This window comes from Exiguobacterium sp. s22 (assembly GCF_018617455.1).
In the GTDB taxonomy this organism is placed as follows: Bacteria; Bacillota; Bacilli; order Exiguobacteriales; family Exiguobacteriaceae; genus Exiguobacterium.
On sequence record NZ_JACSKD010000004.1, the window covers coordinates 248,733 to 274,084 of the forward strand.

Here is a 25,352-nt window from a genome sequence, read left to right on the forward strand (position 1 = left end):
CTCATAGCGGATCATCCCTTTTTTGCGTTAGACGGATTGGCGCTCGATGCGCTCCATCAATTCGTATGGACGTACTTTGTAAATGGCATATGGCAAATAGATCGGGTCAATGGCGTCGAGGAAGCGCATTTGGAAATGCTCCCGTTTAATGTAGTCATCGACGTTACTCGCGTCAACTTTGTAGAACCCGACTTCTTGTGTTTCTCCTGCTTGCGGTTTGAGGTCGCCGGATACATATTTGGCGCGGAACGTGACACAGAGGACGCGGGACGAGACGTTTTGATAAATCCCGGTGATGCCTTCGACTTTGATCTCGGCTCCTGTCTCTTCGAGCACTTCGCGATGAATGGCGTCGGCGATGGACTCATGCTCTTCGACCTGTCCCCCAGGCATTTCGAATGAGTCGTTCCGATGCATATTCTTGACGAGGAGGACCTTACCTGATTCGTTCGTGATGTAAGCCGTCACGGATACAATCGTCCGGGGTGGTGTGTAATGCCCCGTCGGGACCATGAACTCTTCGCTCGATCTGATGTACAAGTCTTTTCCGAGGCGGGCCCGCTTTTTCATCGCTTCTCGTCGTAACGTGCTACCACGGTAATCTCGTTCGACTTGTTCATAGTGTTCCCGGTCCCGATATTCCCACAAGGCCATGACCTCGGACTGGTCTTCGGTCACCCAACGTCCGACGAGACGAGCGCCATGGGACGCTTGAATGGGGTAGATGTATGTATGGAAAAAGTCGGTGAATTCTTGCAGGCGTTCAGGTCGAATCGTATACGTTTTACGGCGATGGAACATGGTGATTCCTCCTTTTTCGTTGTGCGGTATCTTTTATGTGACCGCGATTCGCTTACATCGTACTTATTCGACAGATGTGAGCGTTTCCCTTTCCAACAAAAAAAGAATCAGCGCCAGTTAAGCCGATTCTTTCACACGTTTTGGTTGATGACGAAGGTGGCGAACGACGAGTGCGATGCCGACTCCGAGAGCTAGGAAGGGGAGGAGATCATTTGTCACATGACCGATCATCCGCCAGTTGCTTCCGAACATCATTCCTAATTGGATGAAGAGGAATGACCATACCGCAAAAATGAGCGTCGTAACCGTCAAGAATTTACGGAAGGAAAGACGCATCACACCTGCGCTGACAGCAAAGAGTTGTCGCCAAAACAGACTGAGACAGACGATCCATGCGCCATACTTTTCAAACCAACGCTCGGCGCGAAGTTGTTTCTCTTGCCGAATTCGAAAATAGCGGTAGAGTTTTAAGGCAACAGGGCGCCCCCCGAAGCGTCCGATCCAGTAAAGTCCAATCTGACTGAGCGTGAAGGAAACCCACGCGAGTAGGAACATGAGAAGGAAAGGAGCATCATGCGAGTCAACGAGGAAGCCACCATATGCGAGAACGAGTTCGTTCGGGATGAATTGAACCAAAATACCGATGGGAATGCTAAAAACCCCGCATGCGGCGAGCAAATGCTCGAGGACATTCATGACGAGTCCTCCTTTCAACTAGATTTCAGGAAAGTTGTTCCATCCCTCAGTATAACGGACATCATCTAAAAGAAAAAGAAGAGATGTCACATATTCGTGACGTCTCTTCAATCTAATTCGGATACGAGAATGCCGAGTCGGTCCAGTTCTTTGACTGCCGCATCAATCGCCTCTTTATGATCCGATTCAAGCGTATGGATATGAAGGCCGCCCGTCAATTGAGAGAGTGGCGCTGCTCCGTGAGTCTTCACCCGTTCGAGGAAAGCGCGGACGTCCCGACGGCTCTTCACCATCAGTTGTCCAGTGATGGACCCGTACACCGGATGGTCGATGATGACGTCTTTAATGGTCACGCCTTCGTCAACGACGGCGTTCATCTCCGCTTCCATTTCATCAGCCGTATGACGACAAGCTACCTTCTTGGAATAAGTAGAGGGGCTAAGGTCTCCTTGCAAATAGACATACCCTCGAGCGGTCGCGACGATTTGATGACCTTTCGCCTTTAATAGCGACAAATCTTGGACGATGACCTGACGGCTGACAGAGACGTGTCGTGCCAGTTCAGATCCGGTGATTGGTTCATTACTCGATTCGATGAGGTGAAGTAAAGTACGGCGACGTTCTTCACCGGCTAAACGTTTGTTCATGATGTTCGACTCTCCTTGCTAAAGTGACGATGGCATCGGCGAGGGCCGATGTGTCTTCGATGGTCGTTTGCGCGCCGAAAGAAATGCGGACGAGTCCGTGGCAGGCACTCGTTTCATAGCCAAGTGCTTCAAGCATGCGGTTTGGTCCATTTTGTCCGGCACGACAGGCCGACCCGGCCGATACTTGGAATCCGAGGTTATCGAGCTCCGTCATCCACCATTGTCCATCGCGCTGATGGGATACGAAGGAAAAAATGGCGGGACTTTGTTCGTCAAACTCGAGCCATTTGACATACGCTGACGTCTTCTCTTTCAAGATAGCACGAAACGCCATGAAATTTCTCTGAAAACGTGTCAATTGTTCCTGACGTTCTCCGAGTGCTTTGGCAAAGGCACTGATTCCAGGAACGTCAATCGTTCCGGGACGAATCCCGTATTGATGATGCCCCGGATAGTATGGGGGAGGAATCAGACGTTCCATGTAGAGGGCACCGACCCCTTTCGGTCCACCGACCTTATGGGCGCTGAATGAATAAGCATCAATTCCTTCGACAGAAATCGGGATTTTGCCGAGCGCCTGTACCCCGTCCACATGGAAGAGAATCTTTTTGTATTTGATCAGGCATTGAATGTGGTGAAGCGGTAGCACCCATCCTGTGTCGGAATTGACATGTTGGAAAGTGACGAGTCCGATATCACGATCTAATAACTGGGTGAACGCCTCCATATCAAAATTACCATCTCTCAGCTTTAACCGATGGACGATCACACCTTCACGCTCCCATTCCTCAAGTAAAAGAGCGACCGAGTCATGTTCATGCCAAGTTGTAATCACTTCTTTTCCTTTCATTCGTTTCCGTAAACTCGTCAACGCAATATAGTTGCTTTCGGAACCACTACCTGTGAATAACAATTTCCCCTTAAAAACGTCGACCCCGAGAGCTTGTTTGAATAGACGGCGGGCCTCCGTTAAATAATCTTCTGCCATATAACCTTGGGTATGGAGTGATGATGGGTTCCCATAAACGTTTTTGGCCATCGCCACGTAATGGTCTAATGCTGCATGTGTCATCGGGTGTGTAGCGGCGTAGTCGAAGTAGCGGTTCATCATGGACTCCCCTTTTCTAATGTTGTCTTCTACACAAAATTATGCGAAACTAGTTTACAAGTCAACATTACATATGAAAAACAGGTGATGTACAAGTGTCTTTACACATAGAGAAAACTGACATTTTGATTATCGGTACGGGACTTGCCGCTGTCGCAACGGCCTTGCATCTACAAAAATCATTCTCCGTTCTCCTCGTCTCAAAAGGTGAGATGACAGAGGGCAACTCTGATTTGGCACAAGGGGGGATTGCGAGCGCGTATCTTGAGAAATCGAGTGCGAATCATAAAGAGGACACGATGCTCGCTTCTAAAAGGACGTCGTGCGCTGAGCGCGTCGACATTCTCGTCGAAGAAGGTCGTCAAGTGATTGAAGAAATGGAACGGTTCGGTGTCCGCTTTGACCGCGAAGAGGGCGACTATGCCCTCGGACGGGAAGGTGCACACCGATTGAATCGGATCTTTCATGTCGGTGGCGATGAGACGGGACGTCATATCATGAGGCGATTACGTCAGTCGTTACCCGATAACGTGAACGTGATGGAACGGGTGCTCGTGCACGATCTCATCATGAGAGACGGAAAAGTCGTCGGTGCGATGGCATTTCGTAATGAAGTGCCCATTCAGATCGAAGCTGGGGCTGTCGTATTGGCGACAGGTGGCATCGGTGGACTGATCGATTGGACTTCGAACGCGCGTACCGTGACTGGCGATGGTCTCGTTTTGGCAAATCGATGTGGGGCCAAGCTGACGCACTTACAGCGCATTCAATTTCATCCCACGTTACTGGCGACCGACGAGCCTCATCTCGTGACCGAGGCGCTTAGAGGAGCCGGGGCGACGCTCGTTGATGACGAAGGGAACCACGTGATGGCCCATCATCCGCTCGGGAGTCTCGCGCCTCGTGATGACGTGGCGAAGGTTCTGACGGAACGAACGGGACCAGTCTATCTCGATACGACAAACGTGACACGACTTCGTGAACGGTTTCCGAAGCTTGCGTTGACATGTGACAAGCTCGGGATTGATCTTCGCCGCATCCCGGTACGTCCAGGTCTCCATTTTCATATGGGTGGCATCGAAGTGGATGATATGGGACGGACAGACGTTGACGGATTATATGCCGTCGGTGAAGTGGCGGATGCGGGCATACATGGAATGAATCGTTTGGCCTCGAACTCACTTTTGGAATGTTGGGTGTTTGGAAAACGAGTCGCGCGAGCGATGCGATTGAATCAGACGGGCACGGCGACGAAGGAGATGTTGGTGTACGACATCTCACCTGTGGCGTTTCAAGCGTTACGTGCTCAAATCGGAAGATGGTTGACGATTTCACCAAGTCTTGATGAATTGAAAGGTTTCTTACAAAATACCCAATCGTTGACCGTGACGAAACACGTGACAAGACAATTAAGTGAACAAACTTTACAAATTGATGCGGCGCGACTCATCGCGCAAAGCATCCTTGAAATGGAGAGGTATGATGAATACGATTTATCTACGCGAACAGCTGCGACAGTTCTTGATTGAGGATATCGGATATGGTGATGTATCCAGCGAGCTGATTGATGGACAAGACGAGTCGGTCGCAACAATCGTCGCCAAAGAACAGGGCATTTTCTGTGGGAAGCCTATCGTAGAAGAGCTGGCAACCATGCAGCGGCTTGAATTGGTCTCTTGCCAAGAAGACGGGAGAGCGGTTGTCCCTGGAGACGAACTCGTCGTCTTGAGAGGAAAGACGCGCAGGATTTTAGAGACGGAGCGTGTGCTGTTGAATGTCATTCAACACGCGAGTGGGATCGCGACGATGACTCGTCAGTGCGTAGAGGCGCTACGAGATGACGCGATTCACGTGACCGATACGCGTAAGACGACCCCGGGACTGCGGATGATTGAGAAGTATGCCGTACGTGTCGGAGGGGGATATAATCACCGTCTAAGACTCGATGATGCCGTCATGATCAAAGACAATCATATCGTCGCACTTGGTGGCATAACGAATGCGATTCAAGTCGCGCGTGGTCGTGTCGGTCATACGACTCCGATTGAAGTCGAGGTCGAGTCGTTCGAACAACTAATGGAGGCGGTTCAAGCCGATCCAGACATCGTGATGCTTGATAATCGGACGCCAGAAGAATTGAGAGAATGGGTTCGTCATATACCGACGCACATCAAAATTGAAGTGTCTGGTGGCATCACGCTCGACACGATTGACAATTATCGAGGCATTCGCATCGATGTCATCTCGCTCGGGCAATTGACCCATTCGGTACGAGCGTTCGATTGCAGTTTGAATTTACAAGGAGGAATGAAAGATGCAATTACTCGGGACACTTCCATCAACGTACGCTAATCTTTCTGTAGAGGAGATGGAGACGCGAATTCAAGCGGTCAAAGACCGACTCGGGACGCGTCTCTTTTTACCGGCCCATCATTATCAAAAAGACGAGGTCGTTCAATTCGCGGACGCGACAGGAGATTCGCTCCAGCTCGCACGGCTCGCAGAACAGATGAGCGAAGCCGAATTCATCGTCTTTTGTGGTGTCCACTTCATGGCAGAGACGGCAGACATGCTGACACGGGACGACCAGGTTGTCGTCTTACCTGATATGCGCGCCGGTTGTTCGATGGCAGACATGGCTGATATCGATCAGACGGAGATTGCTTGGGAAGAACTGACGGAACGATTTGGAGAAGACATCATCCCGATTACATACGTCAACTCAACAGCGGCGATCAAAGCGTTCGTCGGTCGTCACGGTGGGGCGACCGTCACATCGTCGAACGCCCATGAAATCGTCCGGTGGGCGCTTGAGGCAGGTGAACGCATCTTGTTCCTTCCCGATCAACATCTCGGGCGGAACACGGCGTATGATCTCGGCATCCCACTCGAGGCGATGGCTGTTTGGGATCCGCTCCGTGAAGAATTGGTCGCGGAGGGAGATGACGAGCAAGTAAAAGTCATCTTGTGGAAGGGACACTGTTCTGTCCATGAGAAGTTTACGGTCTCGCAAATCCAGGCGTTTCGTGAGCGTGAGCCGGATCGTCGCATAATTGTCCATCCGGAGTGTACGTTTGACGTCGTCCAGGCAGCGGACGAGGCGGGATCGACGTCATATATCATCGACAAGATTGACGGGAGCGCACCGGGGACGAAATGGGCGGTCGGAACGGAGATGAACCTCGTCAACCGTCTAGCGGCGACGTACCCACATCTCGATATCGTTTCATTGAACCCGTTCATGTGTCCGTGCCTCACGATGAACCGAATCGACTTATCCCATCTACTTTGGGCGCTCGAGTCGCTCGAGACGGACCCTGTGAATGTGATTCGGGTCGATGCGGACACGACAGAATATTCGAAACGTGCGCTCGAACGAATGCTCGCACGGTAATCGCGTCAGGACAGGTAAACGCCTGTCCTTTTTTCGTGTCGCCCATTATGGTACAATAAATGCAGTTTTTCCGACCGAAAAGGAGAGTACACCGTGATTGAATTCGTAAAAGGACCCGTCGCCTATGTGTGTGCGGAATATATAACGTTAGATGTCTCGGGCGTCGGCTACAAAGTACATGTGCCTAACCCGTTTTTTTATCGTGAACAAGACGAACATGTAATCGTGTTTACGCATCATTACGTGCGTGAAGACCAACAGACGCTATACGGTTTTCGGTCACGACGCGAACGCGAGCTGTTCAATAAACTCCTTGGCGTAAGCGGCATCGGACCAAAGGGTGCGCTTGCTATCGTCGCGTCCGGCGATATCGACGCATTGATCGATGCGATTGAAACCGAGAATGAAAAATATTTGACGAAGTTCCCGGGAGTCGGGAAGAAGACAGCCAAACAGATGGCACTCGACTTGAAAGGGAAGTTATCCGAGCTCGCACCGGATTACGTACCGAACGAAGGATTGTTCGCACAAGGTGCATCAGAACTCGACGAGGCGTGTGAGGCGCTCGTCGCGCTCGGCTACTCTGAACGAGAGATCGCAAAAGTCCGCAAAGCATTGAGCGGGGAAATCTTGACGACCGACGCGTACATAAAACGCGCGCTACAGCTGTTATTGAAATAAGGAGGAAGCTATGGACGAACGATTGTTGTCACAATCTCATCAGCAATATGAAGACTCTGAAGAGTGGAGCTTACGTCCGAAGCGCTTCGAGCAATATATCGGGCAGGAAAAGGCGAAAGGCAATTTGTCGGTCTTCATTCAGGCCGCCAAACTTCGCAGTGAGACGCTCGACCACGTCCTGTTATATGGACCCCCGGGACTCGGGAAGACGACGCTCGCCCAAATCATCGCCAACGAGATGGGCGTCGGGATCAAGACGACCGCAGGACCTGCGATTGAACGACCGGGTGATTTGGCCGCAATCCTCTCGACCCTCGAGCCGGGAGATGTCTTATTCATCGATGAGATTCATCGCTTGAGCCGAACGATTGAAGAAATTCTCTATCCGGCCATGGAAGATTACTGTCTCGACATCGTCTATGGGCAAGGGGAGATGGCACGAAGCGTCCGCATCGACCTACCACCGTTCACGCTCGTCGGGGCGACGACACGGGCCGGGATGTTGTCGGCGCCTTTACGTGACCGTTTCGGGGTCACGTTGAAGCTCGAATATTACGAAGCACATGAGTTAGCGGCCATCGTTAGTCGGACGGCCCAGTTGTTCCGTCTCTCGATCTCACCTGAAGCGAGTGGCGCGATTGCGAAGCGCTCACGAGGGACGCCACGAATCGCGAACCGTCTCTTGCGCCGAGTCCGTGATTTCGCGCAAGTGGCTGGTACGAAAGAAATCGATCCAGTGCTCGCATCTGATGCGCTCGACCGGCTACACGTCGATGCGCTCGGACTCGATGAAGTCGATCATCGGTTACTGAGAGCCATGGTGGAGCGGTTCGGAGGTGGACCGGTCGGGCTTGAGACGCTTGCCGCAACCATCGGTGAGGATGCTCAGACGATCGAGGATGTCTATGAGCCCTATTTATTGCAACAAGGATTCTTGCAGCGTACGCCGCGAGGACGGATGATTACACAGTTTGCCAAGTCGCATTTTGGTTATGAAGAGGAAGAGGAGTAAGGTATGCAAGACATTCAATTAAACGTAAACGATTATGATTTTGAGTTACCAGAAGAGTTGATCGCCCAAGTCCCATTGCTCGACCGAACGAGCTCACGCCTACTCGTATTGGACCGCGAAACAGGGGACATCGAGCATCGTCATTTCCGTGACGTGCTCGATTACTTGAACGAAGGGGATGCGCTCGTCGTCAACGACTCACGCGTCTTACCGGCACGTCTCTTTGGGGCGAAACAAGAAACAGGCGGGAAAGTCGAATTGCTCTTGTTGAAACAGACTGAGGATGACGTATGGGAAGCGCTCGTCAAACCGGCGAAAAAAGTTCGGGTCGGTTCCATCGTCGAGTTCGGGGACGGTCTTCTCCGCGCCGAATGCGTCGAGGAACTCCCTGAAGGCGGACGTCGTTTCAAGTTTGACTACGACGGCATCTTCTATGAGATTTTAGACGAACTCGGAACAATGCCGCTCCCACCGTACATCCGCGAACAACTCGATGACCAGGACCGCTATCAGACGGTCTATGCTCGTGAGCGTGGTAGTGCGGCCGCTCCGACAGCCGGTCTTCATTTCACCGAGGAACTACTTGAAGCGGCGAAGGCGAAAGGGGTTCGATTGATTCCGCTCACACTTCACGTCGGGCTTGGTACGTTCCGTCCGGTGACAGCTGATTCGATTGAAGAACATACGATGCACAGTGAGTATTTCGAGTTGTCGGCTGATTCGGCAGCTGCGCTTCGAGAGATTCGAGCGAACGGCGGTCGAATCTTTGCGGTCGGGACGACATCGACACGGACGCTCGAAACAATCATGCGAGACCATGGGGACTTCGTCGAGTCATCGGGCTGGACGGACATCTTTATTTACCCTGGTGTCGAGTTGAAGGCAATCGATGGATTGATCACGAACTTCCATTTGCCTAAATCAACGCTTGTCATGCTCGTCTCGGCGTTCGCGACGCGCGACATCATCTTACATGCTTATCGGACTGCGGTCGCAGAACGATACCGCTTCTTCAGCTTTGGAGACGCGATGCTCATCACGAGGAAGGAAGTAACAAAATGACAAAACATGCAGTCACATATGAACACATCCACACATGTAAACAGACCGGAGCGCGGCACGGAATCGTCCATACGCCGCACGGGTCGTTTGAGACACCGGTCTTTATGCCAGTCGGGACGCAAGCGAGCGTCAAGACGATGGCACCGGAACAGGTCAAGGCGATGGGTGCGAATATTATCTTGTCGAACACGTATCATCTTTGGGTTCGTCCAGGTCATGAGGTCATCAAACAAGCGGGTGGCCTTCATAAATTCATGAACTGGGACGGGGCAATCCTCACGGACTCAGGTGGTTTCCAGGTGTTCTCACTTGCCGACCTCCGAAACATCCAAGAGGAAGGCGTTCACTTCCGTAACCATTTGAACGGGGACAAATTGTTCTTGTCACCGGAAAAGGCGATGGAGATTCAGAATGCGCTCGGGTCTGACATCATGATGGCATTCGATGAGTGCCCACCTTATCCGGCGACGCATGAATACATGAAAAAATCAGTTGAGCGTACGAGTCGCTGGGCAGAACGTTGCCTCGAGGCACACGAACGTCCAGAAGACCAAGCGCTCTTTGGGATCATCCAAGGTGGAGAATATGAGGATCTTCGTCGTCAAAGTGCCGCTGACCTCGTGTCGCTTGATTTCCCGGGATATGCGGTCGGAGGTCTCTCGGTCGGTGAACCGAAAGACGTCATGTATCGTGCTCTCGAATTCACGACACCACTCATGCCGGAAAACAAGCCGCGTTATTTGATGGGTGTCGGCTCACCGGATGCGTTAATCGAAGGGTCGATTCGTGGAATCGATATGTTCGACTGCGTTCTTCCGACACGCATCGCACGAAACGGGACACTCATGACGTCGAAAGGTCGCGTCACGATCAAGCAAGCGAAATATAAGACAGACTTCGGTCCAATCGATGAGAAGTGTGACTGTAACACGTGTAAGAACTACTCGCGTGCGTACGTCCACCACTTGATTCGTGCGGATGAGATGTTCGGTCTTCACTTATGTACGACACACAACCTTCATTTCTTAGTGAAGTTGATGGAACAGGTTCGTCAAGCGATTCGCGAAGACCGTTTGCTCGACTTCAAGGAAGAATTCTTCGAAGAATACGGCTACAACAAGCCGAACGCTAAGAATTTCTAAGAAAACGTACAGGACATTGTGTGACATCTATTCAATTTCACGGTATAATGAACCTGATATTGAATGAAAGGGTGAATGTTACACATGGATACTCTCGTTGCGTTATTACCAATGATCCTGATTTTCGTCGTATTTTACTTCCTTTTGATTCGTCCACAGACGAAACGCCAAAAAGAAGTTCAATCGATGCAAAACGCCCTCGAGCGTGGCGACAGCGTTGTCACAATCGGTGGTTTACACGGCGTCGTTCATCAAATCGAAGACACACATGTCGTGTTGAAATGCGATCAATCGCTTCTCCGCTTCAACCGAAGCGCGGTTGCGGAAGTCGTGAAAAAAGCGAATGCCTCGTTCGAGGAATAAGCCAGTTAAGCATCTGACCAAAACGGTCAGATGCTTTTTTTTATGAAAAACGTCTGATTTTTGACAAAGTATGTCAATTTGATGATTCATCCCCCTTATTTCGAAAAAACGATTTGAATCGTGAAAACGTTTGCATTAATGTCAAAGTGAGATGAAATCCGAGATGAAGGAGAACGAATAAAATGGACGTGAAACGATTAAACCCATTCAAAAATTGGAAAGGATGGACACGGAAACGATCTGGGAAGAGGAAAAAAGGACGATCTTCCTTGAGACGACGTATGTCGATTGCTCTGATTCCAACGATCGTTGCCCTTGTTATGGTTGGGGCACTCGGCTCTTATCAACTAAGACAATCGACTGCCGCTTATGACCGAGTTATTAGTGATGGGATGCAGGAGATGCTTCTTGCAGAAAACTTGTCTCTTGCAGTGACAGATGCCGAACGTTATTTGAACTATTATATGCTCGTCGCTAATCCGAAGACATTGATCAGTTTACAGAGTACACAGGAACAACGTGACGAGTTAATGGGGGAATTGAAAGCTTCGTCAACGGACGATAAAATCTTATCTTGGTTAGGCGACTTGGAGAAATTCAACGAGCTATTAGACCGTGAGATGAATCGTGCCATCGAACTTCGACAGCAGCAAGATGAAATCGGATATAAGACTGTGCTCAACACGAGTGTGACACCGACGACGGACCGCGTGCGCATGACCGTGACGGACCTTGTCGAATATAAAGGGGAGCTCCTTGCTTCCGAAACGAAAGCGGTGCAAGCAGACGCGGAGAGTTCAATCCTTTGGATGCTCATCATCAGCGTTGGTGGTGTCGTGATTGGGATTCTTTCGTTACTTGCCTTGCAGCGCCTGTTCTTGAAACCAATTAATCGTCTTGGTCGTCAAGCTCGCATTATGGCGGAAGGGGATTTGACCGGCGAAGATATCGAGGTCGCCTCAAACGACGAGCTCGGAGACCTTGTCATGGCATTTAACGAGATGAAACGCAATCTGGTCGGCTTGATTCGTCGGGTTGGAGAGGCGTCGGACAAAGTGACGGCGTATTCGGAAGAACTTTATGCGAGTACAGATCATGTGGCGACGACGACCCAAGGGGTATCCCGTCTATTTGAAGAGATGAACGTGGCGGCACAAGGATCGTCGAAACGTGCGGAAGAAGGAACAATTGGGGTCAATCAAGCGGTGGTCGGATTGAACCAAATCGCCGCAGCGTCACAAGGTGTGAATGAACAGACGATTCACACGCTTGAAGCGGCAAACGGCGGACTCGAAACGATTCAATTGGCTGAGGAGCGCATGCAAGAAATTCGTCGTGCCAATGAACTTACAGAACAAATGGTGACACGTCTCTCGAATCAATCACTAGAGATTGAAAAAATCACGCGTTCGATCACGGCCATCACGGAACAGACGAACTTGCTTGCCTTAAACGCGGCGATTGAAGCAGCGCGTGCGGGTGAGCACGGAAAAGGGTTTGCGGTCGTCGCGGCAGAAGTGAGAAAACTTGCCGAGGAGTCCAAACAGTCGGCCATTCAAATCCAAACCGTCGTACGTGACATTCAGCGTGATACGAAGCAAGTCGAGTCAGCGTTTGAAGAGTCGAGCGTCCATGTGGAAAATGGGGTATCGCAAATGGGAGAAGTGGCCGAGGCGTTCCGAGAGATCGTATCGGTCATTGAAGAGACGTCGCGTCAGATGAGTGAGATTGCGGCAGCGACAGAAGAAGTCAGTGCCAACACGACAGAAGTTGCCGTATCGGTCGAAGACATGTCGACGAATGCGGTCTCGACACAACGTAGCGTCGAAGAGGCGGGAGCGAACGTTGAAGAACAGCTTGCGGCCATTCAAGAAATCAATGGGATTGCTGAAACGATGAGTCACATGTCGTCTGAATTAAAAGATGTCGTCCATGTGTTTAAGACGACATAACAAATGCCCTGACGCGAGGCGTCAGGGCATTGCCCGTTACATTAATAAAATCAAACTTGTCGCCATGACGATCATACCGGCGACCATCCCATACATCGAATGATGGGCGCGACCATACTCTCGGGCAGCAGGGAGCAACTCGTCAAGCGAGATGAAGACCATGATGCCTCCGACTGCCGCAAACAAAAGTCCGAAGACGGTGTCACTTAAGAACTGCATAAGGAGTAAGAATCCGATAGCGGCACCTGCAGGCTCAGCAAGACCTGATAACAAGGAGAGCTTGAATGCTTTTTTGCGTGAACCGGTCGCATAATAAATCGGCACGGAGACGGCAATCCCTTCCGGAATATTGTGAAGGGCGATGGCGATGGCAATCGCTAAACCTACAGTCGGATCATCTAATGCCGAGATGAAGGTGGCGAGTCCTTCTGGAAAGTTGTGAATTCCAATGGCGAGTGCCATGAAGATCCCCATTTTCTTTAAACGGTTTTGTGTCTCGGGATGACTGATCGTTGTCGTCTCATGCGTGGAGGCCGTCGCCAATTCTTTTGTGGTCGGATCGTTTTGCATCGATTCAACGAACTTGACCTCATGTGGATTCTCCATTTTCGGGATGAACTTATCAATCAAGCCGATCAAGAACATTCCCCCGAAGAAAGCGAGGACGGTATAAATCGTTCCCGTATATTCCCCATGCGCACCCACGAGTTCGGTGAGTGCCTTTGGAAAAATCTCGATGAACGACACGTAAATCATGACGCCTCCGGAAAATCCTAGCGAGATGGAGAGGAATGCCGTGTTCGTCCGTTTCGCAAAGAATGCGATCATACTCCCGATCCCGGTAGCTAGACCGGCGAATAGAGTAAGGAGAAAGGCATAAATAACTGTGCTGTCCATATGGAAAGACTCCTTTGATGTTTTGATGTTAGCTACATCATACATGAAGTTTTGCCCATGCGCAACATTTAGTCTTATATGCAAACTCAGTCGAACAATCCGTGAAGGTCGTTACAATTTTAGGAAAATGATTGATAAATGTTTAGAAAATTTGTAATGTTAACGAGAGAAGTTTTTATAAAGAACAGTGGTTTAGAAAGGAAATAGTCGTATGTACAAAAAAGGCAATATTGCGATTTTCGCGATTATCATGATTGCGACAATCCTGCTCGCTGTGTTCACGACACCTTGGGTCGTCAAGAACACGAACCTCGGACTCGACTTAAAAGGTGGATTCGAAGTTTTGTATGAAGTACAACCGCTCGAAGACGGCGACGTCATCGACGAGTCGGCGATGAATGCAACCGTTCGCGCCATCAACAACCGAATCAACGTCCTTGGGGTATCCGAACCGGACGTTCGAATCGAAGAAAACAATCGCATTCGCGTGCAACTTGCAGGCGTGTCGAACCAAAACGAAGCGCGCGAAGTCATTTCGTCTACGGCACAATTGACGTTCCGTGACGTGAATGACAACGTCCTGCTCGATGGGAAAGACTTAGCTCCTCGTGGCGCGTCTCTCAGTTACAACCAACAAGGACAACCTGTCGTAGAGTTGACGCTTCAATCAGCCGATCAGTTCGGGGAAGTGACGTCTGAAATTTCACAGCGTCCAGCTCCTGAAAATCGTCTCGTCATCTGGCTCGATTACGAAGAAGGTGACACTTACGAAGAAGAGATTCAAAAAGAAAACTCGAAAATCGTGTCAGATGCTTCTGTAAATGGACCGATTTTATCTGATAAAGCGATCATTTCTGGTGGTGGAATCGACGCGGAGAGCGGGCAACGTCTCGCGGATATCCTAAACGCAGGGGCGCTCCCGGTTAAACTCGATGAGATTTACTCGACGTCGGTATCGGCTCAGTTCGGTCAAGATGCACTTGAAGAAACGGTATTTGCCGCAACAATTGGGATTATCGCTGTATTCCTCTTTATGTTGTTCTTCTACCGTTTACCAGGACTCGTATCGATCATCACGCTCATTCTGTACATCAACTTGATCATGTTGTTCTTCAATGGAATCAATGCGGTCTTGACGCTACCGGGAATCGCGGCACTTGTTCTCGGGGTCGGTATGGCGGTCGATGCGAACATCATTACCGCTGAACGGATCAAGGACGAGTTACGATCTGGAAAGTCGGTATTATCCGCGTTCCGTGCCGGTAACCGTCGCTCGCTCAGTACGATCATTGATGCCAACTTGACGACGCTCATTTCAGCTGCAGTCTTGTTCTATTTTGGACAAAGCTCAGTCAAAGGGTTCGCCATCATGCTCATGATCTCAATCGGGATGACGTTCATTTCGAACGTATTCATCTCACGTTATTTGATGCACCTCCTCGTTTCAAGTCGCCTGTTCGACAAACGTAAAGGATGGTTTGGTGTGAAGGAGAGTGAAATCCGTGAACTTTAAGCTTACTGAATGGAATTACGTCAAACATATGCGTACGATGTTCTTGATTTCAACGGCCATCGTCGTTCTCGGAATCGGTCTCTTGTTCTTCCGAGGATTGAACCTCGGGATCGACTTCGCTTCAGGTACACGCGTAGAGGTTCAAACCGAAGAACGTGTCTCTCAAGAAGAGTTCACGAAAGCGTTCAATGACGCTGGGGTCGATCAAGAAATCTCGAACGTCCAATATGCAGATGAAGGTCGCTTAGCATACGTGACGTTCGTCGGTCAACTAGGGCAAGAAGAAGTTGCGAACGTCAAGACGGCGTTCACCGAACAGTTCGGGAACGACCCGAATATCAGCACCGTCTCGGCTCAAGTTGGTCGTGACTTGGCGAAAAATGCTTTGTATGCGGTAGCCGTCGCCTCAATCGGGATCATTCTCTACATCACGGTCCGTTTCCAATTCTCCTATGCGGTCGCGACCGTGGTTGCCATGCTCCACGATGCCTTCTTCATGATTGTCGCGTTCTCGCTCTTTGGGATAGAGGTCAACTTGTACTTCATCGCCGCGGTCTTGACCATCATCGGTTACTCAGTCAACGATACGATCGTAACGTTCGACCGGGTCCGCGAGAACATCACGTCGTATGAAAAGGAACGGAAAATCAAGTCGATGGACGTCTACGAGTCGATTATCAACAAATCGATTCAAGAGACGATTGTGCGGTCGGTCAACACCGTCATCACGGTACTCGTGACAGCCATCGCCTTGTACGTCTTCGGTGCCGAATCGATTCGTAGCTTCTCGATTGCACTCATCGTGGGACTCTTTATGGGGATGTACTCTTCGATCTTCATCGCATCGTACTTGTGGCTCCTCATCAAACGCACGACCATCAACAAGAAAAAAGATACGCCCGTCACAGAGGCGTAACGAGTGGGTCTCCCTTCAAACGGGAGACCTTTTCAAATGTCAAGACGGCACATCTTTCACGCGGTCTGCTATAATCTACAATTGATTGGAGTGAAGGACATGTACCATTCGAAGAAACAGTGGCTCTATCCGGAAACAAATCCGGACGACGTCACACGTTTACAAAACGAATTAAATATATCAGCACAACTCGCGACGTTGCTCGTACAGCGTGGACATCAAGATGTAGAAGCGGCCAAGGCATTTTTATATGCCGAGGAAGAACTCGTCTTTCATGACCCGTATTTGTTTGAACAGATGGAAACAGTCGTATCCCGCATCAAGCAGGCGGCAGACGAGGGTGAGATGGTGCTCATCTATGGCGACTACGATGTCGATGGGGTCAGTGCCTCATCCGTCATGTGGCATGCGTTAACCGAAATCGGTGTCATGGCCGAGTGTTATATCCCGAACCGCTTCACGGAAGGATATGGACCGAACAAGGAAGCGTTCCAATGGGCGGCGAACGAAGGGTTCACCTTGGTCATCACAGTGGACTGTGGGATTTCAGGGATTGAAGAAGCGACACTCTTAAAAGACCTCGGTGTCGATTTGATCATCACCGACCACCACGAGCCGAAAGAGACATTGCCGGACGCGTATGCGATCATTCACCCGCACATCGACCCGAGATATCCATACGATAAACTCGCCGGTGCGGGGGTCGCCCTCAAAGTGGCACACGCCGTTTTAGGAAGAATGCCAGAAGAACTCCTTGATTTGGCAGTACTCGGAACAATCGCTGACCTCGTCCCGTTAGACGGCGAAAACCGGTTGCTCGCGAAGAAAGGGATCGCAGCGCTCGAAGCTTCAAAACGTCCAGGTATTCTAGCATTACGTGAAGTATGTGGTCTTAGTGACAGCGTGTTGAACGAAGAGTCGGTCGGTTTCGCGTTCGGTCCACGCATCAATGCCGCAGGTCGACTCGATTCAGCGATGCCGGCATTACAAATGCTCCTGGCTGAACATGTCGAGGAAGCGCTCGAGCTCGCGAAACAGCTCGATAAGCAAAATAAGGAACGACAAGACATCGTCAAGACGATCGCTGCTGAAGCGAAAGAACTCGTTGAAGCGTCGATGACCGAGGACCGTGTACTCGTCGTGGCGAGTGAGAAGTGGAATCCTGGCGTCGTCGGGATTGTCGCATCTCGTCTCGTCGAGGCGTACTATCGTCCAGTCATCCTCCTTTGCCACGACCCCGAGACGGGTAAGGCGAAGGGGTCGGGTCGCTCGATTGATGGGTTTGACTTATTTAAAGAACTCTCAAAAAATGAAGACATCTTGCCGCACTTCGGGGGGCATCCGGCCGCTGCCGGGATGACGCTCCAGTCCGAGAATGTCGCCGAACTGCGTGAACGACTGAATCGCCAAGCGGAAGTGATTCCAGATGACGTATTCGTGCCGCGGGTCAACGTCGACTTAAAACTCTCGGTCAATGACGTTTCACTCGATCTGATTTCTGAAATCGCGAAATTGGCACCGTTCGGGATGGGCAACCCGTCTCCACGTGTCGTCGTCGCTGATGCGAAACTGCGTGACATTCGTCAAATCGGACGGGATGCGACACACTTGAAAGTACAGCTCGCCGGAGACAAGCGTGAGCTCGACGGCATCGGGTTCGGGTTCGGACATGTCGTCTCAGAAATCTCACAGATGGCCCACATCTCAGTGATGGGGAGTCTTCAAGTGAATGAATGGAACGGGATGCGTAAGCCCCAGCTTATGATTCAAGATTTACGCGTCGATGATTTCCAAGTATTTGACTACCGAGGAAAGAAAAAGTCGCTACAAGAGCTGAAAGATTTGCCGAAAGAACAGACATCGTTCTTATCGTTCCAAGGGACAGATGAGGAGTTCCCGCTACATGAAGGGGATGAACCGCTCAACCGATTTGTCGTCCTGCTCGATTTGCCTGACGATGAAGAAGTGCTTGCGGAAAAACTTCATGAAGGAATCGAGCGGATTTATTGCGCTTTCGGACAAGGAGACTCGTTCTTTGAACGTCTCCCGTCGCGTGAGGATTTCCGAACGTATTATGTTCATATGGCGACATGCGAACGGAAAAATCTACGTGAGAACTTGATTCGTCTATCGAAAGAGCGAAAATGGTCAAAAAATACGATTCAATTTATGCATCAAGTATTCTCTGAACTCGAATTTCTTGTTACAATGGAAGACGGACTGCCTGGAGTCAATCCAGAAGCACCGAAACGCGATTTGACCGAAGCGCCGTGCTATCAACGCCGGATTGGGCGCCAACAACTCGAAGAGCGTTTCGTATACGCGTCATTGGCGGAGCTCAAAGAGCGGTTACAATCGTTGCGATCGAACAAGATGCAGGAGGCATACACATAAAATGGATTTCAAACAGCATATTAAAGAAGTAGCAGATTATCCGAAGGAAGGCATTAGCTTCAAGGACATCACGTCACTTATGCAAAATGGCGAAGTCTACAAGAAGTCGGTAGATGAGCTCGTCGCTTACGCACGTGAGCGTGGAGCAGAGTTAATCGCTGGACCGGAAGCGCGCGGATTCGTCGTCGGTTGTCCGGCAGCGTACGCACTCGAACTCGGATTTGTGCCTGTACGTAAAGAAGGAAAGTTACCACGTGAGACAGTTCGTGTATCATACGGTCTCGAGTACGGAACGGACATCTTAACGATGCACAAAGATTCAATCCAACCTGGCCAACAAGTCGTCATCTTAGATGATTTGCTCGCGACAGGTGGTACGATTGAAGCGACCATCAAAATGATTGAGCAACTCGGCGGAGTTGTGGCAGGAATCGGGTTCTTGATCGAACTCGACGGACTCGGCGGACGTGAACGTCTCGAAGGATATGACGTGTTCTCACTCATCCGATACGAAGACTGATTTTCGAACGGGAAGCGACATGCTTCCCGTTTTTGAATAGTTTTTAAGGAAAATAACCGACAACCTTTGACAGGTCGTCAGATTTTTTCGATAATGGTTATAAAAATTAGAGAATCTTGAACATAAACTACTACCATGCTGCGACGAATCTGAGTCGATTGGAGCGGTAAGAAAAAGGGTGTCGAATGTTATGACCAAAAAACAAATCGTAAGTATTGAGGATCTTCTCGACGCGCTCGGGGAGTATATGGGTGACGACGATATTGCCGAAGTGAAACGCGCTTACGAATACGCAAAACTTCATCATACCGGTCAGTTCCGACGTTCGGGCGAGCCCTATATCCTCCATCCGGTCCAAGTGGCCGGCATTCTCGTTGATATCGGCTTAGATGCCACGACGATTATCGGAGCGCTCTTACATGACGTTGTCGAAGATACGGATATTTCGTTACAGCAATTGACGGAAGACTTCGGTCCGGAAGTGGCCATGCTCGTCGATGGGGTCACGAAACTTGGTAAGATCAAATATAAATCGAAAAAAGAAGAACTCGCCGAGAATCATCGGAAGATGATTATCGCCATGGCGGAAGATGTGCGCGTCATCTTGATTAAACTCGCTGACCGCCTCCATAACATGCGGACCCTTCAGCATATGCCGAAAGAGAAGCAAGTCCAAAAGGCAGAAGAGACGCTTGAAATCTTCGCCCCACTCGCACACCGGATGGGGATTTCGACGATTAAGTGGGAGCTTGAAGATATTTCATTACGTTATATCAACCCGCAGCAATACTACAAAATCGTCTCGATGATGAAACAGAAACGAACGGAACGGGAAGCACTCGTTACCTCTGTCATCACGGAAGTGAACGAAGTGCTCGAAGATGTGCATATCGATGCCGATGTGAACGGCCGACCGAAACATATCTATTCCATCTACAACAAGATGGTGAAGCATAAAAAAGAATTCAATGAAATTTACGATTTGATGGCGGTCCGCATTATCGTCGACTCGATTCGTGATTGTTATGCGGTGCTTGGCATCATCCACACGCAATACAAGCCGATGCCAGGACGCTTCAAAGATTATATCGCCATGCCGAAACCGAACATGTACCAGTCGCTCCATACGACCGTGATCGGTCCGAAAGGTGAACCGCTCGAAGTCCAGATTCGAACGAAAGACATGCATTTCATCGCCGAATTCGGGATCGCGGCACACTGGGCGTATAAAGAAGGGAAGAACGTCTCGACGAATGGGTTTGACGAGAAAATCGCTCATCTTCGTGAGATCCTTGAACTTCAAAAAGATACGACCGATGCCGAGGAATTCATGGAGTCGCTTAAAGTCGATTTCTTTAGCGACATGTTGTATGTGTTCACACCAAAAGGGGACGTATTCGAATTGCCGAAAGGCTCTGTCCCGATCGATTACGCGTACCGGATCCATACGGAGATCGGCCATCGGATGACGGGGGCAAAAGTGAACGGTCGAATGGTGCCGCTCGACTACAAACTCGAGACGGGTGACATCATTGAGATCATCACATCGAAGCACAGTTATGGTCCGAGCAAGGACTGGTTGAAACTCGCTGTTTCGAGTCAGGCAAAAAATAAAATTCGTCAATGGTTCAAACGTCAACAGCGTGAAGAGAACGTCGAAAAAGGAAAAGATCTCGTCGAGGCAGAAATCAAGAAACTTGGTTTTGAACCGAAAGAGATTATCGATGAGCCGGCACTCAGTATCGTCGTCGAGAAGTTCAACTTCGGGAACGAGGAAGAGATGTATGCCGCTGTCGGTTACCAAGGCATCACAGCCGCTCAAGTCGCACATAAATTGACGGAGAAGCAGCGGAAAGAACCGAAACTCGAACTCTCTGAAGCGATCAGTGAATTAAAAGTCAGTCAGGCACCGAAGAAGAAAACGACGGAAGCGGGTGTGACGGTCAAAGGAATCGACAACATGCTCGTTCGCATGAGCCGTTGCTGTAACCCGGTCCCTGGAGACGAAATCGTCGGGTATATCACCCGTGGACGTGGCGTCTCGATTCACCGGAAAGACTGCTTGAACATCGTCAATGAGCAACACCCGGAGCGTCTTCTTGACGTCGAATGGGAAGTCGGACAGGCGAAAGAGAAGAACTATAACGTCGATATCGAGATTACGGGATATGATCGTTCAGGTCTCTTGAACGACGTCCTTCAGGCGGTATCTGCGACGAATACGAATATCGTGGCCGTCAGCGGTCGGGGCGACCAAAACAAACAGGCGCGCATCTCGATGACGATCTCGATTCCGAACGTGAATCACTTGCAGAAAGTCGTCGAGCGCATCAAACAAATCTCAGACGTGTATTCGGTCAGCCGAGTCATGATGACGTGACGAAAGGAAGAGGAACGTGCGTGTATTATTGCAACGAGTGAAAGAAGCATCGGTCACAGTCGAGGAAGAAGTCATCGGGGCAATCAACGCCGGATACTTGCTTCTCGTTGGTGTGACACATGAAGATACAGAAGAGGAAGTGAACTGGCTCGCCGACAAGGTGACCGGGCTTCGCGTCTTCGAGGACGATCAAGAAAAGATGAACTTATCGATTCAAGATGTGTCTGGACAAATTTTGTCTGTTTCTCAGTTCACGCTCTATGGAGACACGATGAAAGGACGGCGACCTGCTTTCACAAAGGCCGCCAAACCGGATATCGCTGAAACGCTCTATGAGAAGTTCAACGAGCGGCTGCGGTCGAATGGACTCGTCGTCGAGACGGGACGCTTCGGTGCGATGATGGACGTCGCACTCGTCAATGACGGACCGGTCACACTCATGCTCGAAAAAAACGCTTGACAGATGCCGGCTTGATTCGGCATCATGAAGCATATAGTCAAACACCTATGATAAAGAAGAGTACGGTCAACCCACCAGCAAAGAGAGCGATGCCTTGGCTGAAAGCATCGACTGGATGATGACCCGAACGACACTTTGGAGGTGCTCCCTTGAAAATGAGTAGGGGGAGCCGTCTCATCGGGCGTTAACCGATTTCGAGTGGCAGAGTTTCAAGTAATGGCTCTGCAACGAGGGTGGTACCACGGGAAACTTACACAGGCTCTCGTCCCTTTGCGGACGAGGGTCTTTTTGTATTTTAAGGAGGGAAATGTGATGATGAAAGCACCACGCGGTACACAAGACCTGCTTCCGGGCACGGTCGAGACGTGGCAATATGTCGAAGAAAAACTTCGCGACATGAGCGCCCGTTACAACTATAAAGAGATCCGCACACCAATTTTTGAAACGACGAACCTGTTCACACGCAGTGTCGGGGAAACGACAGACATCGTGCAAAAAGAGATGTTCACACTCGTGAAGAAAGGTAAAGACGAGTACACGCTTCGCCCAGAAGGGACGGCATCTGTCGTTCGTGCATTCGTGACGAACAAACTGTTCGGAAATCCGGACCAACCGACGAAGCTCTACTATATGGGACCGATGTTCCGCTACGAGCGCCCACAAAAAGGCCGCTTCCGTCAGCTTCACCAATACGGTGTCGAGGCGATCGGCAGTAGCGACCCGGCCGTTGACGCTGAGGTCATCAGCCTCGCCTACTCGATTTACAAGTCGTTTGGGCTTCAGAAAATCAAAGTCGTCGTCAACTCGCTTGGGGACGCGGAAAGCCGCAACGCCCACCGCGATGCGCTCATCCGTCACTTTGAGCCGGTGGCAGGCGAACTTTGCCAAGATTGCCAGTCACGTCTTTACAAGAACCCGCTTCGCATCTTGGATTGCAAAGTCGACCGCGATCATCCGTCGATGAAGACCGCGCCTTCGATCCTTGAATATTTGAACGAAGAGTCGAAAGCCTATTTCGACCAAGTGCTCGCACAACTCGACGCACTCGGCGTCGCCTACGAAGTCGATCCGACACTCGTTCGTGGACTCGATTACTATACGCACACGGCGTTTGAAATCATGTCCGAGGCAGAAGGGTTCGGAGCCATCACAACACTTTGTGGCGGCGGACGCTATAACGGTCTCGTACAAGATATCGGTGGACCAGACATGCCAGGAATCGGTTTTGGAATCGGGTTGGAGCGCCTCATCCTCGCATTGGAGAATGAAGGAGTCTTACCTGAACTCGAGACAGGACTTGATGTCTTCATCGTCGCGCAAGGCGAGAAAGAAGTCGAATTGACGGCGACACGCCTCTTGCAACTCCTCCGTATGGAAGGGTTCAAAGCAGACCGTGATTACCAAGGACGCAAGTTTAAAGGACAATTCAAGCAGGCGGACCGCCTGAAAGCCAAGTTTACAGTCATCTTAGGGGATGACGAAGTCGAGCGAGGGGCAGCCGCATTGAAAGATATGACGACTGGTGAACAAGTCGACGTGCCACTCTCGGCCGTCGCAGACAAAATTCGTGAACTATCGGAAGGAGCAGGACAATGATCGGACGCACACATATGAACGGCCTCGTGACAGAGTCACTCATCGGCCAAGAAGTACAATTAAAAGGATGGGTACAAAAACGTCGTGACCTCGGGGGTCTCATCTTCATCGACCTTCGTGACCGCACTGGGATCGTCCAAGTCGTCGTTCGCCCAGAAAATGAAGCAGTCCACAAGCTCGCAGAAACGATTCGTAGCGAGTATGTCCTCGACGTGAAAGGAACGGTTCTCGAGCGTGAGAACAAGAACCCGAACATGCCGACAGGAAACATCGAAGTCATCGCTTCAGAGATCAACATCTTAAACGCTGCGAAGATGACACCAATCCCAATCGGTGACGAAGCGGAAAACGTTTCAGAAGACCTGCGTCTCAAATACCGTTACCTCGACCTTCGTCGTCCGGCGCTCCAAGAGACGTTCCGTCTCCGCTCGAAAACGTCGAACACGATTCGTAACTTCTTGACGGAGCAAGAGTTCCTTGAAGTCGAAACACCGATTTTGACGAAGTCGACGCCAGAAGGCGCACGTGACTATCTCGTACCGAGCCGTGTCCATGGTGGGGAGTTCTATGCACTTCCGCAATCACCACAGCTCTTCAAACAGTTGCTCATGGTCGCAGGATTTGACCGTTACTTCCAAATCGCGCGCTGCTTCCGTGACGAAGACCTTCGTGCAGACCGTCAACCTGAGTTCACGCAAGTCGATATCGAGACGAGCTTCATGGATATCGAAGACTTGATGGCGATGATGGAATCGATGATGGGACAAGTCATGGAATCGACGCTCGGTCGCACGGATACACCAGCGAAATTCGAGCGCATGACACACGCGGAAGCGATGCGCCGTTTCGGTTCAGATAAACCGGACACGCGTTTCGGTCTTGAACTCATCGACGTGGCTGATGCTGTGAAAGGTGCCGGATTCAAAGTGTTTGACGCCGCACTCGAATCAAACGGACAAGTCAAAGCGATCAACGTCAAAGGTGAGGCGGACAACTTCTCACGTAAAGACATCGATAAGCTTCAAGAATTCACAGCGGTTTACGGTGCGAAAGGTCTCGCATGGCTCAAAGTGACAGCGGAAGGCTTGAACGGTCCAATAGCGAAATTCTTCGACGAAACGTACGCACAGAAGTTGATCGAAGCAACGAATGCAGAAGCAGGTGACCTTCTCCTCCTCGTCGCATCAAAACCAACTGTCGTCGCCGACAGCCTTGGCGCACTCCGCGTCAAACTCGGTCACGAACTTGGTCTCATCGACGAGTCGAAGTTCAACTTCCTATGGGTGACAGACTTCCCACTCGTGACGTTTGAAGAAGAAGATGGTCGCTTCTATGCGAACCACCACCCGTTCACGATGCCAAATCGTGAAGACCTTCATCTTCTCGAGACAGACCCAGCAAGCGTTCGCGCCATCGCGTATGACCTTGTCTTGAACGGTTACGAGCTCGGTGGCGGTTCACAGCGTATTTATGAACGTGACATTCAAGAGCGCATGTTCAAATTGCTCGGCTTCACACAAGAAGAAGCAGTTGAACAGTTCGGCTTCTTACTCGAAGCGTTCGAATACGGTACACCACCACACGCGGGAATCGCACTCGGTCTCGACCGTCTCGTCATGATTCTCGCAGGTCGTTCGAACCTTCGCGACACGATTGCCTTCCCGAAAACGGCATCGGCAAGCGACTTGCTCACGCAAGCACCGAGCCCGGTCGCGGACGCACAACTTGAAGAGTTATCGATTCGTACGGCAGTAAAAGAGAAGAAATAAGTATTCAAAAGGAGATTCGCCGCGGCGAATCTCCTTTTTCTGCGTGTAT

General features: G+C 50.5%; 20 protein-coding genes, 1 pseudogene and 1 other annotated feature. Of the genes and pseudogenes, 16 read left to right on the plus strand and 5 right to left on the minus strand.

What is annotated here, in order from left to right:
* Nucleotides 1–27: 27 nt before the first annotated feature.
* The 4 genes from KNO94_RS09260 to KNO94_RS09275 form a co-directional block, all read right to left on the minus strand.
* Nucleotides 28–801 carry an NUDIX domain-containing protein gene (locus KNO94_RS09260; RefSeq protein ID WP_214779087.1) on the minus strand — a complete coding sequence of 258 codons (774 nt, stop codon included), beginning with the start codon at nt 799–801 and terminating at the stop codon, nt 28–30.
* Nucleotides 802–918: 117 nt separating this feature from the next.
* Entirely contained in the window at nt 919–1,497 is a 579-nt protein-coding gene (locus tag KNO94_RS09265; protein ID WP_214779089.1) for a DedA family protein, read from the minus strand.
* Between the two features lie 107 nt (nt 1,498–1,604).
* Nucleotides 1,605–2,144, minus strand: coding sequence for a transcription repressor NadR (locus KNO94_RS09270; protein WP_214739720.1), 540 nt, complete (start codon nt 2,142–2,144; stop codon nt 1,605–1,607).
* The gene (locus KNO94_RS09275) at nt 2,122–3,252 is read right to left on the minus strand and encodes a cysteine desulfurase family protein (protein ID WP_214779091.1); all 1,131 of its coding nucleotides are present in this window, start codon (nt 3,250–3,252) and stop codon (nt 2,122–2,124) included. Before KNO94_RS09275 ends, KNO94_RS09270 begins: the two co-directional genes overlap by 23 nt.
* Nucleotides 3,253–3,347: 95 nt before the next feature.
* On the opposite strand from KNO94_RS09275, the gene KNO94_RS09280 reads away from it, so the two are divergent.
* The 9 genes from KNO94_RS09280 to KNO94_RS09320 all read left to right on the plus strand — a co-directional run bounded on the left by KNO94_RS09280 (nt 3,348) and on the right by KNO94_RS09320 (nt 12,858).
* Entirely contained in the window at nt 3,348–4,781 is a 1,434-nt protein-coding gene (locus KNO94_RS09280) for an L-aspartate oxidase (protein ID WP_214779093.1), read from the plus strand.
* Nucleotides 4,735–5,604: a carboxylating nicotinate-nucleotide diphosphorylase gene (gene nadC / locus KNO94_RS09285; RefSeq protein ID WP_214779095.1), complete on the plus strand. Its 870-nt coding sequence runs from the start codon at nt 4,735–4,737 to the stop codon at nt 5,602–5,604. The genes KNO94_RS09280 and nadC overlap by 47 nt, the downstream gene beginning before the upstream one ends.
* Nucleotides 5,567–6,646: a quinolinate synthase NadA gene (gene nadA / locus KNO94_RS09290; RefSeq protein WP_214779098.1), complete on the plus strand. Its 1,080-nt coding sequence runs from the start codon at nt 5,567–5,569 to the stop codon at nt 6,644–6,646. Before nadC ends, nadA begins: the two co-directional genes overlap by 38 nt.
* Before the next feature lie 93 nt (nt 6,647–6,739).
* On the plus strand, nt 6,740–7,327 hold the full coding sequence (ruvA, locus tag KNO94_RS09295) for a Holliday junction branch migration protein RuvA (RefSeq protein ID WP_214779100.1): 588 nt from the start codon (nt 6,740–6,742) through the stop codon (nt 7,325–7,327).
* A 10-nt stretch (nt 7,328–7,337) separates the two neighbouring features.
* The gene (gene ruvB / locus KNO94_RS09300; protein WP_214779102.1) at nt 7,338–8,339 is read left to right on the plus strand and encodes a Holliday junction branch migration DNA helicase RuvB; all 1,002 of its coding nucleotides are present in this window, start codon (nt 7,338–7,340) and stop codon (nt 8,337–8,339) included.
* Nucleotides 8,340–8,342: 3 nt separating this feature from the next.
* Complete coding sequence (gene queA / locus KNO94_RS09305; RefSeq protein ID WP_214779104.1) at nt 8,343–9,401, plus strand: tRNA preQ1(34) S-adenosylmethionine ribosyltransferase-isomerase QueA; 1,059 nt, start codon at nt 8,343–8,345, stop codon at nt 9,399–9,401.
* Nucleotides 9,398–10,543 carry a tRNA guanosine(34) transglycosylase Tgt gene (gene tgt, locus KNO94_RS09310; protein ID WP_214739734.1) on the plus strand — a complete coding sequence of 382 codons (1,146 nt, stop codon included), beginning with the start codon at nt 9,398–9,400 and terminating at the stop codon, nt 10,541–10,543. Before queA ends, tgt begins: the two co-directional genes overlap by 4 nt.
* An 84-nt stretch (nt 10,544–10,627) precedes the next feature.
* The gene (yajC, locus tag KNO94_RS09315; protein ID WP_214739736.1) at nt 10,628–10,906 is read left to right on the plus strand and encodes a preprotein translocase subunit YajC; all 279 of its coding nucleotides are present in this window, start codon (nt 10,628–10,630) and stop codon (nt 10,904–10,906) included.
* A gap of 269 nt (nt 10,907–11,175) precedes the next feature.
* The gene (locus KNO94_RS09320) at nt 11,176–12,858 is read left to right on the plus strand and encodes a methyl-accepting chemotaxis protein (protein ID WP_251125902.1); all 1,683 of its coding nucleotides are present in this window, start codon (nt 11,176–11,178) and stop codon (nt 12,856–12,858) included.
* Nucleotides 12,859–12,894: 36 nt separating this feature from the next.
* On the opposite strand, the gene zupT is transcribed toward KNO94_RS09320, so the two are convergent.
* Nucleotides 12,895–13,755 (minus strand): zinc transporter ZupT, encoded by an 861-nt coding sequence (zupT, locus tag KNO94_RS09325; RefSeq protein WP_214779108.1) that lies wholly within the window; start codon nt 13,753–13,755, stop codon nt 12,895–12,897.
* A gap of 211 nt (nt 13,756–13,966) precedes the next feature.
* Between zupT and secD the strand changes: the two are divergent.
* The 7 genes and pseudogenes from secD to aspS all read left to right on the plus strand — a co-directional run bounded on the left by secD (nt 13,967) and on the right by aspS (nt 25,303).
* Nucleotides 13,967–16,184: pseudogene (gene secD, locus KNO94_RS15425) on the plus strand (protein translocase subunit SecD).
* 99 nt (nt 16,185–16,283) lie between these two features.
* Entirely contained in the window at nt 16,284–18,578 is a 2,295-nt protein-coding gene (gene recJ / locus KNO94_RS09340; protein ID WP_214779110.1) for a single-stranded-DNA-specific exonuclease RecJ, read from the plus strand.
* Nucleotide 18,579: 1 nt separating this feature from the next.
* Nucleotides 18,580–19,098 carry an adenine phosphoribosyltransferase gene (locus tag KNO94_RS09345; protein WP_015881175.1) on the plus strand — a complete coding sequence of 173 codons (519 nt, stop codon included), beginning with the start codon at nt 18,580–18,582 and terminating at the stop codon, nt 19,096–19,098.
* A 190-nt stretch (nt 19,099–19,288) separates the two neighbouring features.
* Entirely contained in the window at nt 19,289–21,478 is a 2,190-nt protein-coding gene (locus tag KNO94_RS09350) for a RelA/SpoT family protein (RefSeq protein ID WP_214739747.1), read from the plus strand.
* Nucleotides 21,479–21,494: 16 nt separating this feature from the next.
* Nucleotides 21,495–21,938 carry a D-aminoacyl-tRNA deacylase gene (gene dtd, locus KNO94_RS09355; RefSeq protein ID WP_214779112.1) on the plus strand — a complete coding sequence of 148 codons (444 nt, stop codon included), beginning with the start codon at nt 21,495–21,497 and terminating at the stop codon, nt 21,936–21,938.
* Between the two features lie 38 nt (nt 21,939–21,976).
* Nucleotides 21,977–22,211: a binding site (T-box leader), on the plus strand.
* Between the two features lie 42 nt (nt 22,212–22,253).
* A complete protein-coding gene (hisS, locus tag KNO94_RS09360) occupies nt 22,254–23,534 on the plus strand; it encodes a histidine--tRNA ligase (RefSeq protein WP_214794588.1) in 1,281 nt (426 codons plus the stop codon).
* Nucleotides 23,531–25,303: an aspartate--tRNA ligase gene (gene aspS / locus KNO94_RS09365; protein WP_214779114.1), complete on the plus strand. Its 1,773-nt coding sequence runs from the start codon at nt 23,531–23,533 to the stop codon at nt 25,301–25,303. The genes hisS and aspS overlap by 4 nt, the downstream gene beginning before the upstream one ends.
* Nucleotides 25,304–25,352: the final 49 nt, after the last annotated feature.

Coding starts and splice junctions, on each gene's coding strand:
- KNO94_RS09345 (WP_015881175.1), top strand. CDS start 18,580: ATGGATTTCAAACAGCATATTAAAGAAGTAGCAGATTATCCGAAGGAA.
- aspS (WP_214779114.1), top strand. CDS start 23,531: ATGATCGGACGCACACATATGAACGGCCTCGTGACAGAGTCACTCATC.
- tgt (WP_214739734.1), top strand. CDS start 9,398: ATGACAAAACATGCAGTCACATATGAACACATCCACACATGTAAACAG.
- ruvB (WP_214779102.1), top strand. CDS start 7,338: ATGGACGAACGATTGTTGTCACAATCTCATCAGCAATATGAAGACTCT.
- KNO94_RS09265 (WP_214779089.1), bottom strand. CDS start 1,497: ATGAATGTCCTCGAGCATTTGCTCGCCGCATGCGGGGTTTTTAGCATT.
- nadA (WP_214779098.1), top strand. CDS start 5,567: ATGCAATTACTCGGGACACTTCCATCAACGTACGCTAATCTTTCTGTA.
- zupT (WP_214779108.1), bottom strand. CDS start 13,755: ATGGACAGCACAGTTATTTATGCCTTTCTCCTTACTCTATTCGCCGGT.
- KNO94_RS09260 (WP_214779087.1), bottom strand. CDS start 801: ATGTTCCATCGCCGTAAAACGTATACGATTCGACCTGAACGCCTGCAA.
- KNO94_RS09270 (WP_214739720.1), bottom strand. CDS start 2,144: ATGAACAAACGTTTAGCCGGTGAAGAACGTCGCCGTACTTTACTTCAC.
- KNO94_RS09275 (WP_214779091.1), bottom strand. CDS start 3,252: ATGAACCGCTACTTCGACTACGCCGCTACACACCCGATGACACATGCA.
- KNO94_RS09350 (WP_214739747.1), top strand. CDS start 19,289: ATGACCAAAAAACAAATCGTAAGTATTGAGGATCTTCTCGACGCGCTC.
- queA (WP_214779104.1), top strand. CDS start 8,343: ATGCAAGACATTCAATTAAACGTAAACGATTATGATTTTGAGTTACCA.
- hisS (WP_214794588.1), top strand. CDS start 22,254: ATGAAAGCACCACGCGGTACACAAGACCTGCTTCCGGGCACGGTCGAG.
- yajC (WP_214739736.1), top strand. CDS start 10,628: ATGGATACTCTCGTTGCGTTATTACCAATGATCCTGATTTTCGTCGTA.
- nadC (WP_214779095.1), top strand. CDS start 4,735: ATGAATACGATTTATCTACGCGAACAGCTGCGACAGTTCTTGATTGAG.
- recJ (WP_214779110.1), top strand. CDS start 16,284: ATGTACCATTCGAAGAAACAGTGGCTCTATCCGGAAACAAATCCGGAC.